This window comes from Streptomyces cupreus (assembly GCF_014257025.1).
In the GTDB taxonomy this organism is placed as follows: domain Bacteria; phylum Actinomycetota; class Actinomycetes; order Streptomycetales; family Streptomycetaceae; genus Streptomyces; species Streptomyces cupreus.
Window position 1 is genome coordinate 1 of the sequence record NZ_JACMSF010000113.1, and the last position, 12,121, is coordinate 12,121.

A 12,121-nucleotide genomic window follows, 5' to 3' on the forward strand; every position below is an offset into this window, starting at 1 on the left:
CACGGCTGGGGGCGCTGGGGCGTGCGTGGGTGGGGTGAGCTGGGGGCTTGCCTGCCGGCCGTGGGGGCGGGGGCTCGCTCGTACGGCGTCTGCGCACGGCCCACCCACAGCCACCGGCTCCCCGGTGCCGAGCGAGGCGCCGTAATCTGTCCCTCGTGGCAGAACCAGTGGTGCGCATCCCGGATGCGAAGGTCGCGCTGTCTACGGCCTCGGTCTATCCGGAGTCGACGGCGACGGCCTTCGAGATCGCGGCGCGCCTCGGGTACGACGGGGTCGAGGTCATGGTGTGGACCGATCCGGTCAGCCAGGACATCGAGGCACTGCGCCGGCTCAGCGACTACCACCAGATCCCGATCCTCGCCGTGCACGCCCCCTGCCTGCTCATCACCCAGCGCGTGTGGTCCACGGACCCCTGGACCAAGCTCCAGCGCGCCCAGGCGGCGGCCGAGAAGCTGGGCGCGAGCACGGTCGTCGTGCACCCCCCGTTCCGCTGGCAGCGCCAGTACGCGCGGGACTTCGTCGCCGGAATCTGGCGCATGGCGAACGAGACGGATGTGCGGTTCGCCGTAGAGAACATGTACCCCTGGCGCTACCGCGACCGCGAGATGCTGGCGTACGCCCCCGACTGGGACGTGACCAAGGACGACTACCGGCACTTCACGATCGATCTCAGCCACACCGCGACCGCCCGCACCGACGCGATCCACATGATCGACCGGATGGGCGACCGTCTCGGCCATGTCCACCTCGCGGACGGCCGGGGCTCGGCGAAGGACGAGCACCTCGTCCCAGGACGCGGCACCCAGCCCTGCGCCGAGGTGCTGGAACGTCTCGCCCTGACCGGTTTCGACGGCCACGTCGTCATCGAGGTCAACACCCGCCGGGCGATGTCCAGCGCCGAGCGGGAGGCCGACCTCGCCGAGGCGCTGGCCTTCACCCGCCTCCATCTGGCCTCCTCGGTGAAGGTGCCCCGGCCGTGACCGACACCGCAGCTCCCCGCCGGGGCCGGGGCCGCCGTACCCGAAGCGAAGCCGCCGACACCCGGCAGCGGATCCTGACCGTGGCGCGCGAGGAGTTCTCCGAGCGGGGTTACGAGAAGACGTCCGTGCGCGGGATCGCCAAGGCGGCCGGCGTGGACTCCGCGCTCGTGCACCACTACTTCGGCACCAAGGAACAGATCTTCGAGGCGGCCGTGGAGGTCGCCTTCGCGCCCGCCTTCAGGGCACGCGACACCATCCTCGAAGGCCCCCTCGACGGCGTGGGCGAGCGGCTGACCCGGATGATGTTCGGTCTCTGGGAGAACCCGGTGACGAGGGCCCCGCTGCTCGCGATCGTCCGCTCGGCGGTGAACAACGAGAGCGCGGCCGCCGTCTTCCGCAAGCTGATCGCGGCCCAGCTGCTGCGCCGCGTCGTCGAACAGCTCGACCTCCCGGACGGCGAACTGCGCGCCGAGCTCGCGGCGGCCCAGCTCGTGGGCATCGCGATGCTGCGCTACGTGATCAAGATCGAGCCGATCGCGTCGGCGGACCCGGAGCAGATCATCAAGAGGGTGGCGCCGGTGGTGCAGGGCCACCTGACGAACCCCTGAGGACACCCGGCCGCCGACCGAGACGTACGTCCCGCATTCCGGACATCGTGTCCGGACCCTGGATGACCGGCGTACGCTCAATAGCAGCCCTACCTGTCTGAAGGAGCGAGCGACGATGCCCGAGCTGAGGTCCCGCACAGTCACCCACGGCCGCAACATGGCGGGCGCCCGCGCCCTTATGCGCGCCTCCGGTGTACCCGGCGCGGACATCGGCCGAAAGCCGATCATCGCGGTCGCCAACAGCTTCACCGAGTTCGTGCCGGGCCACACCCACCTCCAGCCGGTCGGCCGGATCGTCAGCGAGGCGATCACCGAGGCGGGCGGCATCCCGCGCGAGTTCAACACGATCGCCGTCGACGACGGCATCGCGATGGGCCACGGCGGCATGCTGTACAGCCTCCCCTCCCGCGACCTGATCGCGGACAGCGTGGAGTACATGGTCGAGGCCCACTGTGCCGACGCCCTGGTCTGCATCTCCAACTGCGACAAGATCACCCCGGGCATGCTGAACGCGGCCCTGCGCCTGAACATCCCCACGGTCTTCGTCTCCGGCGGCCCGATGGAGTCCGGCCGCGCCACGCTGGTCGACGGCACCGTCCGCACGCTCGACCTGGTCGACGCGATCTCCGACGCCGTGAACGACAAGATCTCGGACGAGGACATCCTCCGTATCGAGGAGAACGCCTGCCCGACCTGCGGCTCCTGTTCCGGCATGTTCACCGCCAACTCGATGAACTGCCTGACCGAGGCCATCGGCCTGAGCCTGCCCGGCAACGGCTCGGTCCTGGCGACGCACACGGCCCGTAAACAGCTGTACGTCGACGCCGCCCGCACGGTCATGGACATCACCCGCCGCTACTACGAGCAGGACGACGACACCGTCCTGCCCCGCAGCATCGCCACCTTCCAGGCCTTCGAGAACGCCATGGCCCTGGACATCGCGATGGGCGGCTCCACCAACACGATCCTGCACCTGCTCGCCGCCGCCCAGGAGGCGGGCGTCCCCTTCGGCCTGGAGCAGATCGACGCGGTCAGCCGACGCGTCCCGTGCCTGGCGAAGGTCGCACCGAACGTCGCCAAGGACCGCACGTACTACATGGAGGACGTGCACCGCGCCGGCGGCATCCCCGCCCTGCTCGGCGAACTGCACCGCGCGGGCCTGCTGAACGAGGACGTGCACGCGGTCCACAGCCCGTCCCTGGCGGACTGGCTGAAGACCTGGGACGTCCGCGGCGGCTCCCCGTCCGCCGAGGCGGTCGAGCTGTGGCACGCGGCCCCCGGCTGCGTCCGCTCCGCCGAGGCCTTCTCCCAGTCCGAGCGCTGGGAGGCGCTGGACGAGGACGCCGAAGGCGGCTGCATCCGCAGCGTCGAGCACGCGTACTCCAAGGACGGCGGCCTCGCGGTGCTGCGCGGCAACCTCGCCGTCGACGGCTGCGTGGTGAAGACGGCCGGCGTGGACGAGTCGATCTGGACCTTCGAGGGCCCGGCGGTCGTCTGCGAGTCGCAGGAAGAGGCCGTCGAGAAGATCCTCAACAAGCAGGTCACCGACGGCGACGTGGTGGTCATCCGCTACGAAGGCCCCAAGGGCGGCCCCGGTATGCAGGAGATGCTCTACCCGACGTCGTTCCTGAAGGGCCGCGGCCTCGGCAAGACCTGCGCCCTGATCACCGACGGCCGCTTCTCCGGCGGCACTTCGGGCCTGTCCATCGGCCACGCCTCCCCGGAGGCGGCGTCCGGCGGCACGATCGCCCTCGTCGAGAACGGCGACCGCATCCGCATCGACATCCCGAACCGCACGATCGAGTTGCTGGTCTCGGACGCGGAACTCACGCGCCGCGAGCAGGCGTTGAACGGCGTGTACGCCCCGAAGAACCGCGACCGCAAGGTCTCGGCGGCGCTCCGGGCGTACGCGGCGATGGCCACCAGCGCGGACAAGGGCGCGGTGCGCGATGTGAGCAAGCTGGGCTGAGGGTCCTGAACGGTGTGGGGCCGCCTCCTGCTTCGGCGGGGGGCGGCCCTACGTGTTACCAGCGGGACGGGTTGCGGGCGTCGACGGCGAAGACGGAGCCGTTGGGGGCGGCGGCGTAGACGCGGCCCTCGGCGAGGACGGGGGAGGGCAGTTCGGACGCGACCCATCCGGCATTCTCAGAGAGCCGCGAGGGCGTCTGCCCGACGAGCTCGCCGCTCCGGGCACTGATGGCGAGTAGTCGGCCGTCGGCAACAGAGACGTAGACATGCTGTCCGTCGGCGACCGGCGCCGAACCTCGGTTCACGGAGGTCTCAAGAGACCAGAGCCGCTTTCGCCGGTCCACGTCCACGGCCTCCAGGGCGCCGCCCCTGGACAGGAGATAGACGACGCCTCCGCGTACGGTGACCACGGGGTCCAGGCGGGGAACGGGGAGGGGCACGCGCTGCGGGGCTCGGGATCCAGGGCTGTAACGAACAATGGCTGTCGTGTCCCCGTCGGGCCCGACGGACAGGAAGAAGAGGGCACCGTCCTGGGCGCCGACAGGTTTGAGTGTTCCCCGAAGCTGTGCCTCCCACTGCACACTGCCCGTGGCTGGATTCACGGCGGTGACGGCAGTGGTCGCGTCGTCGGACTGACTTGTCGCGTAAGCCAGCCCGTCCCCCGCGAACGAGGAGAAGAACGGCACGCTATGGCCGGGTATCCGGTGGCTCCACCGCTCCTCACCCGAGGCACTGTCCACACCGGTGACGGTGCCGCCCGCGCCGGTGAACAGGACCATGTTCCCCGCAGAGTGCAGACCGCTGTGGCTGGGTGTCTTTCTCTCCCAACGCGCCCTGCCCGAGGAGGGGTCGAGCCCTTCCAGCCGAGGATCTTGTTCCGTGAGTGGCTGTACGAGCCCACCCGACAGGACCGGCGGCTTGCTCCAGCGGGTTCTCGCAACGGAGTGCCGCCACAACAAGGTGCCGTCGGACGGCTTGAGGGCGAACACCACGCCGGGCTGCGCGCAGAACAACTTTCCTGCACCGTAGGAGCATTGCGGCACTGAGGTCGATCCGGAGACCGACTCGGTCTCCCACGCACGGAACCCGGCGGATGCCGTCCGGGTGCCGTCTTCCTCCGGCGCCGGGCCGTCGCCGGCCAGGTGAACCACCAGGCCACCGCCTATCGCGAGTGCCAGAGCGCCGGCTGCCAGAGCCGTGCGCAACCCCCGCGACGTCCTCGGCCGCCGCTCACGAGGCGTCTCGACGTGCCGAGGCTCAGCCTTGGGCTCATGGCTTGTCCGCTGAGCCGGTATGAACGCCTGCGTGTCGTACGAGGCCGCCACCGACCGCAGCTCCCGCATCAACTCGTCCGGGGTGGGCCGGTCCTCGGGTTCCTTGGCGAGACACCGCAGGATCAGCGGCGCGAGGTTCTCCGGTACGCCGGTCAAGTCCGGATCGTCATGGACGACCTGGTAGGCGACGACATACGGGCTGTCGGAGTCGAACGGCCCTCGCCCCGTGGCCGCGTGCACCATGACCGACCCCAGCGCGAAGATGTCCGCGGCGGGCCCCACCTCCCGCGGCCGCCGGAACTGCTCGGGCGCCATGAACGGCGGCGTCCCGATCAACTTCCCGGTCTCGGTCCGCAGTTCGCTGTCCTTTGGCCGAGAAATACCGAAGTCGATGACCTTCGGCCCGTCCTCGGCGAGGAGCACGTTGCTCGGCTTCAGATCCCGGTGCACGACCCCGACCCGATGGATGTCGCGCAGCGCCTCCGCCAGCCCGGCCATCAGCCGACGCAACTGCTCCGGGGACATGGCGCCATTCCGTTTCACATGCTCGGACAGCGTCGGTCCCGGGATGAACAACGTGGCCATCCAGGGCCGTTCGGCCTCCGCATCGGCATCGACGACAGGGGCGGTGAAGGCACCGCTCACCTTTCGAGCCGCGGCTATCTCCTGTCGGAAACGCCCCCTGAACTCGCGATCCCTGGCGAACTCGGCATGGATGACCTTCACCGCGAGCTTCATCCCCGAGGTGCTGCGCGCCAGGTGCACAACACCCATCCCGCCGGAGCCCAGGCAGGACTCCAGCCGGTAGTGACCGGCGTACTCGGGAAGTTCCGCTTCCGCGCCCGCTCCGGCGTTCCGCTGTGGCGCCATGGGACCACCCCCGTGCTGTTCGTCCGCGCGCGCGACGCACGGAGCCTAGTCGATGACTCGTACGAGACGGAGGCGGCTTGCTAGCCTTCGTGTGCGAGTCGCGTACGTGTGTTTCTTGGCGCGATTCGGGGGTATCAACGGGGCCCCATGGCAGACATGGGGTTTCAACGGGGGAGGTTCTCATGAGTGTTGACCGCGTCGAGGAGACCGAGGGCGGGGAGCAGGTGGAGGCGCTGGCCACCGCCGCCTATCGCACCTACGCGATTGCCCCGGGCGTCCGCCTCAACGTCCGTAGCGGACCCGGCACGGGTTACAGCATCGTGCGAGTGCTGCCCGAAGGCTCCCGCGTCACGATCTACTGCCAGACGCCGGGCACCACGGTGACCGGCCCCTACGGCACCAGCAAGATCTGGGACAACATCAGCAACGGCGAGTTCGTCTCGGACGCGTACGTGAACACCGGCAGCGACGGCTACGTCGCCTCCCGCTGCGGCTGACTCCACAGACAAGGAACGACATGACCCCGCTCAGTCGTAGATCCCTTCTGCTCGCGGCCGCCACCGCCGGTGCCTCCGTCACGTCTACTGCCAGACGCCGGGCGAGACGGTGACGGGCCCGTACGGCACCTCGAACATCTGGGACAACATCGACAACGGCGAGTATGTCGCGGACGCGTACGTGAACACGGGCAGCGACGGCTACGTCCGTCCGCGCTGCGCCTGAGCCCCCGCGGGGCCCGCGGCCGGCCGGAGCCATAATCGAGGCGTGAGCGACGAAAACGGCACCCTTGACCCGGCCGCGGGCCCCCGCCCGGAACCCATCCGCTTCTTCGGCACGACCTGGATCGACCACACCGACGGATACACGGCCCGCCGTATCGGCGTCGCCGTCGGCTCCCTCGCGGCCGCGGTCGTCTCCTGCTTCGTCCTCCGCTTCGCCTACGAGGGCCTCCAGATCGCCGACGTCGGCACCCTGGTCAGCGTCCTCATGACCGTGATGTTCGCGATCTGCAGCGCCCTCGCGTTCCGGAACACCTGGGACGGCTTCTCCAAGCGCCCCGACCCCGCCCGCCAGGCCTCCCTGCGCGGCCTGCTGGCCATCGGGTTCGTCGGCTCCCTCCTCGCCTACTTCGTCCGCTCCCTCACCGAGGCCCCCGGCGAGAAGCTCCACCGCGAGGAATACGAGACGGCCCGGCAGCAGTACGAGAAGCGCACCAAGCGCCGCTCGGGCAACCCGAAGAAGCGCCGCCGCTCCTGAGCAGCGGCCGACGGGGGGCGTCTCTCACCGGAATAACACCCCCGTGGTCCCTCACCCTCGCCACCATGGCTGTATGACGGCAGCCTCTTCCCACTCCACCCGCGCCCACTCCTTCAACTCCGCCGCAGCCCAGTACGCCGCCAACCGCCCCTCCTACCCACCCGCCCTCTTCGACGCCGTCGAGGAGCTGGCCGGCCGCCCCCTCGCCGGAGCGCGCGTGGTGGACGTCGGAGCCGGTACGGGCATCGCCACCGCCCTCCTGCATGCGCGCGGCGCCCAAGTGATCGCCGTGGAACCCGGCGACGGCATGGCGGCCGAGTTCCGCCGGGCGCACCCCGGAATCCCGCTCGTCCGCGGCATCGGCGACGCCCTCCCCCTCGCCGACTCCTGTGCCGACTTCCTCACCTCCGCCCAGGCCTGGCACTGGACCGATCCGGCCCACTCGATCCCGGAGGCGCTGCGCGTACTGCGCCCCGGCGGCGCGCTCGCCCTGTGGTGGAACACCAACGCCCTCGACGTCCCCTGGACGGCCGCCCAGGCGGAACGCATGCAGCGCTTCTTCGGCATCGACCCCGTCGTGGAGAAGAACGGCACCGGCGCCCATGCCGCCGACCCCGAGGGCCGCGTCGACTTCACCCGCCGCGTGGTCCGCTGGAGCCGCCGCGTCCCGATCGACACCCACCTGGCCAACATCGGCAGCCACTCGATCTTCCTGGTCCACGGCGAGGAGGCGAGCGCCACCTTCCTCACCGAGGAGCGAGCGCATCTGCTGAAGGCGTTCCCCGAGGGCATGGTCGAGGAGACCTACGACGTGGACCTCCTGGTCGCCACCAACAGCTGACCCCTACGGCCGACCCCGCCGCGGCCCACCCTTCCAGGGCTGCGGCACAGGCCGGCACCCGTACGACGATCCCGGCATCCGCCCGTCCGGCTATGGCACGCGCCCACGCATAGCGGCAGGGCCGCGAGGAACACGACGAGTGAAGCGAACACACCGGCCTCGCCTCCGATCGCTCCTTCACACACCTGTCATCGAGCGTCACCACTTGACGGCACCCCTCCCTCCGCGAGTTAATCCGCACATGATGAATATCCATCGCGACTCACCGCCCACAGAAACGCTCCCAAACATGGATAAGTCACCCGCCGTCCGCGCCGAAGACCTCACCGTCGTCCGCGGCCCCCGCACCGTCCTGCGCGGCATCGACTTCACCGTCCCGCGCGGCCAGATCACCGGCCTCCTGGGCCCCTCCGGCTGCGGCAAGTCCACCCTCATGCGCTCGATCGTCGGCACCCAGGCCAAGGTCACCGGCACCCTCGACGTCCTCGGCCGCCCCGCCGGCCACCCCAAACTGCGCACCCTCATCGGCTACGTCACCCAAGCCCCCTCCGTCTACGACGACCTGACGATCCGTCAGAACCTCGAATACTTCGCGGCGATCCTCGCCCCCGGCCACGCCGCAGCCGACCAGCGCCACGAGAACGTCACCCGGGCCATCGACGACGTCGACCTCACCAGCCACGCCGACTCCCTCGCCGGCAACCTCTCCGGCGGCCAGCGCAGCCGCGTCTCCCTCGCGGTCGCCCTCCTCGGCACCCCCGAACTCCTGGTCCTTGACGAACCCACCGTCGGCCTCGACCCCGTTCTCCGCCGCGACCTGTGGGACCTCTTCCACAACATCGCCGCCCAGCGCGGCGCGACCCTCCTCATCTCCTCCCACGTCATGGACGAGGCCGAGCGCTGCCACCGCCTCCTCCTCATGCGCGAAGGCCGGATCCTCGCCGACGACACCCCCGACGCCCTGCGCACCCGCACCGACTCCGAGACCGTCGAAGCGGCGTTCCTGCACCTGGTGGACGAGGCGGTCGCGGCCGCCGCCCGCGAGAAAGAGACCACCCGATGAGCACCGCAACCCACACACCCGGCACCACCGGCACGGCCACCCCCGCCCCGACCAGCGCCCTGAACCTCTCCCGCACCACCGCCACCGCGGGCCGGGTCCTGCGCCAGCTCCGCCACGACCCGCGCACCATCGCGCTGATGATCCTCGTCCCCTGCGTGATGCTCTTCCTGCTGCGCTACGTCTTCGACGGAGACCCGCGCACCTTCGACAACATCGGGGCATCACTCCTCGGGATCTTCCCGCTGATCACGATGTTCCTGGTCACCTCCATCGCCACCCTGCGCGAACGCACCTCCGGGACCCTCGAACGCCTCCTCGCCATGCCCCTCGGCAAGGGCGACCTGATCGCCGGCTACGCCCTCGCCTTCGGCACCGTCGCGATCGTCCAGTCCATCCTCGCCACGGCCCTCGCCCTGTGGGGCCTCGGTCTGGACGTCACCGGCAGCCCCTGGCTGCTCCTGCTCGTCGCACTTCTCGACGCACTCCTCGGCACCGCACTCGGCCTCTTCGTCTCGGCCTTCGCCGCCTCCGAGTTCCAGGCCGTCCAGTTCATGCCGGCCGTGATCTTCCCCCAGCTCCTCCTATGCGGCCTGTTCACCCCGCGCGACAACATGCACCCCGTCCTTGAGGCCATCTCCAACGTCCTCCCCATGTCCTACGCCGTCGACGGCATGAACGAAGTCCTCAAGCACACCGACATGACGGCCGCCTTCGTACGCGACGCCCTGGTCGTCGCCGGCTGCGCCCTCCTCGTCCTCACCCTCGGGGCCGCCACCCTGCGTCGCCGCACGGCATAGCCGACCGCGCCGCCCGCCACGTCCCGCCCACCGGACACCCCATCCACACTCAAGCCCCCGATGGGAGGATGAATACCGGACGATGCAACCCCGGAGGGCACCCCAGCCATGACGCAGAAAGTCGCAGTCCTCGGCACCGGCAAGATCGGCGAAGCCCTGCTCAGCGGAATGATCCGAGCAGGCTGGGCCCCGGCCGACCTCCTGGTCACCGCCCGCCGCCAGGAACGGGCCGAGGAACTCCGCAACCGCTACGGAGTCACCCCGGTCTCCAACCCGGAAGCCGCCAAGATCGCCGACACCCTGATCCTCACGGTCAAGCCGCAGGACATGGGCACCCTCCTCGACGAACTCGCCCCCCACGTCCCCGCCGACCGCCTGGTCATCAGCGGAGCCGCGGGCATCCCCACCTCCTACTTCGAGGAGCGCCTCACCGCGGGCACTCCCGTCGTCCGTGTCATGACGAACACCCCCGCCCTCGTCGACGAGGCCATGTCCGTCATCTCCGCCGGCAGCCACGCCACCGAGGCCCACCTCACCCACACCGAGGAGATCTTCGGCGCCGTCGGCAAGACGCTCCGCGTCCCCGAGTCCCAGCAGGACGCCTGCACCGCCCTCTCCGGCTCGGGCCCGGCGTACTTCTTCTATCTGGTCGAAGCCATGACCGACGCGGGCATCCTGCTCGGCCTGCCCCGCGACAAGGCCCACGACCTGATCGTCCAATCCGCGATCGGCGCCGCGACGATGCTCCGCGACAGCGGTGAGCACCCCGTCAAGCTCCGCGAGAACGTCACCTCGCCGGCCGGCACCACCATCAACGCCATCCGCGAGCTGGAGAACCACGGCGTACGGGCCGCCCTCATCGCCGCCCTCGAAGCCGCCCGCGACCGCAGCCGCGCACTGGCCTCCGGCAACAACAGCTGACGCCCGGCCGCCCCTCCCCAGGGGCGGCCCAGCACGCCGCCCTAAGCGGTCACCCCGATATCCGCGGCCGCCGGCAGCAGCCCGATCGCGCGATACGCGGCATCCACGGTCGGCCGGGCCATCGCCCGAGCCCTCTCCGCACCATCCCGCAGCACCCCCTCCACATAGCCAGGATCAGCGCACAGCTCCCTGTGCCGCTCCTGCACGGGCCTGAGAACCTCCACCACGGCCTCCGCGGTGTCCGTTTTCAAAGCGCCGTACGACTCATATACACCGCTCAGGTCCGAGGGGTTCCCACCCGTGCACGCCGCGAGGATCTCCAGCAGATTCGCCAGGCCCGGCCGCCCCTCCCGGTCGTACACGACCTCCCGCCCGCTGTCGGTGACCGCCCGCATGACCTTCTTCCGCACCACGTCCGGCTCATCGAGCAGATAGACGATCCCCGGCCCGACGTCATCGCTCTTACCCATCTTCGACGTCGGCTCCTGCAGGTTCATCACCCGCGCCGCCACCGCTGGATGCGTGGCCCGCGGCACCACGAAGGTGCTCCCGTACCGCTGGTTGAACCGCACCGCCAGATCCCGCGTCAGCTCCACATGCTGCGCCTGGTCGTCCCCGACCGGCACCTCGTCACTGCCGTACGCCAGGATGTCCGCCGCCATCAGCACCGGATAGGTGAGCAGCGACAGCCGCACACTCCCCCCGCGCTCCCGCTCCCGCCCGGCCTTCTCCTTGTACTGGATCATCCGCCGCATCTCGCCATCCGTGGCCACGCACTCCAGCAGATACGACAGCCGCGCGTGCTCGTCCACATGACTCTGTACGAACACGGTGCACAACGCCGGATCCAGCCCCGCCGCGAGCAACAGCGTCGCCGCCTGCCGACTCAGCCTGCGCACCCGCGCGGGATCGTGCTCCACGGTGAGGGCATGCAGATCGACGATGCAGAACAGCGCGTCGGCCCGGTGCTGGTCGACCTCTGCCCACCGCCGCATGGCCCCCAGGTAGTTCCCCAGCGTCAGATGCCCGGTCGGCTTGACCCCGCTGAAGACCCGCTTCATCTCTCCACCTCCTGGTCGAGACCGCCGCACCCGGCCGGCCGACCCTCTGGAGGGAGATACGAGAACGGCCGCCGAGGCGGCGGCCGTTGAGTGCATACGTGACTACGGCCGCCGTCAGGCGGCCCACCACAGCTGGGTGCACGTACGCGTTGTCATGCAGCCCAGGCTACGCCTCCAGGGGCCTGTCCGGACCTGAGTTGACACGCCTCCACGCGGTCCGTACTGTTCTCCGAGTTGTCCGACGTGAGCGCCGACTCCGGTCGGTCCCCGGACAGCCATTCCGCAAGTCCTAACCAACACTCGACGACAGTCGAACTGTCTGCCGTCGTGTCATTGGCATGCGTATTTGCGAAATGAGGAATCCACGTTCGAAAGGACGTGGCCCCCGATTAGCTCGGGAGCCGGGAATCCGCTAAAGTCTCACTCGTCGGAACGGCCCGCAACGGCCGCGAAGACAACTCCCGCTGACTGGGAATCAGGC

11 protein-coding genes are annotated in these 12,121 nt (G+C 69.8%); 9 read left to right on the top strand and 2 right to left on the bottom strand.

The features are described from left to right. The first annotated feature begins 155 nt into the window (after positions 1–155). From H4N64_RS42835 to ilvD, 3 genes are all read left to right on the top strand, one after another. On the top strand, positions 156–980 hold the full coding sequence (locus H4N64_RS42835; RefSeq protein ID WP_186288040.1) for a TIM barrel protein: 825 nt from the start codon (positions 156–158) through the stop codon (positions 978–980). Next, entirely contained in the window at positions 977–1,588 is a 612-nt protein-coding gene (locus H4N64_RS42840; protein ID WP_186288041.1) for a TetR/AcrR family transcriptional regulator, read from the top strand. The genes H4N64_RS42835 and H4N64_RS42840 overlap by 4 nt, the downstream gene beginning before the upstream one ends. Positions 1,589–1,703: 115 nt before the next feature. Further along, on the top strand, positions 1,704–3,557 hold the full coding sequence (gene ilvD / locus H4N64_RS42845) for a dihydroxy-acid dehydratase (protein WP_186288042.1): 1,854 nt from the start codon (positions 1,704–1,706) through the stop codon (positions 3,555–3,557). 55 nt (positions 3,558–3,612) lie between these two features. Here ilvD and H4N64_RS42850 read toward each other — a convergent pair whose 3' ends face one another. Beyond that, a complete protein-coding gene (locus H4N64_RS42850; RefSeq protein ID WP_186288043.1) occupies positions 3,613–5,700 on the bottom strand; it encodes a serine/threonine-protein kinase in 2,088 nt (695 codons plus the stop codon). A gap of 182 nt (positions 5,701–5,882) precedes the next feature. On the opposite strand from H4N64_RS42850, the gene H4N64_RS42855 reads away from it, so the two are divergent. From H4N64_RS42855 to proC, 6 genes are all read left to right on the top strand, one after another. Then, positions 5,883–6,197, top strand: coding sequence for an SH3 domain-containing protein (locus H4N64_RS42855; protein ID WP_186288044.1), 315 nt, complete (start codon positions 5,883–5,885; stop codon positions 6,195–6,197). A 268-nt stretch (positions 6,198–6,465) separates the two neighbouring features. Further along, a complete protein-coding gene (locus H4N64_RS42860; RefSeq protein ID WP_186288045.1) occupies positions 6,466–6,957 on the top strand; it encodes a voltage-gated chloride channel family protein in 492 nt (163 codons plus the stop codon). 73 nt (positions 6,958–7,030) lie between these two features. Next, entirely contained in the window at positions 7,031–7,798 is a 768-nt protein-coding gene (locus H4N64_RS42865; protein ID WP_186288046.1) for a class I SAM-dependent methyltransferase, read from the top strand. A 289-nt stretch (positions 7,799–8,087) separates the two neighbouring features. Next, the gene (locus H4N64_RS42870; RefSeq protein WP_260860358.1) at positions 8,088–8,861 is read left to right on the top strand and encodes an ABC transporter ATP-binding protein; all 774 of its coding nucleotides are present in this window, start codon (positions 8,088–8,090) and stop codon (positions 8,859–8,861) included. Further along, positions 8,858–9,658, top strand: a complete 801-nt coding sequence (locus tag H4N64_RS42875; RefSeq protein WP_186288048.1) for an ABC transporter permease — start codon at positions 8,858–8,860, stop codon at positions 9,656–9,658. Before H4N64_RS42870 ends, H4N64_RS42875 begins: the two co-directional genes overlap by 4 nt. Before the next feature lie 108 nt (positions 9,659–9,766). After that, positions 9,767–10,579 carry a pyrroline-5-carboxylate reductase gene (gene proC, locus H4N64_RS42880; protein WP_186288049.1) on the top strand — a complete coding sequence of 271 codons (813 nt, stop codon included), beginning with the start codon at positions 9,767–9,769 and terminating at the stop codon, positions 10,577–10,579. Between the two features lie 41 nt (positions 10,580–10,620). Here the strand turns inward: proC and trpS are convergent, their stop codons facing one another. Next, positions 10,621–11,640: a tryptophan--tRNA ligase gene (trpS, locus tag H4N64_RS42885; RefSeq protein ID WP_186288050.1), complete on the bottom strand. Its 1,020-nt coding sequence runs from the start codon at positions 11,638–11,640 to the stop codon at positions 10,621–10,623. Between the last annotated feature and the right edge of the window lie 481 nt (positions 11,641–12,121).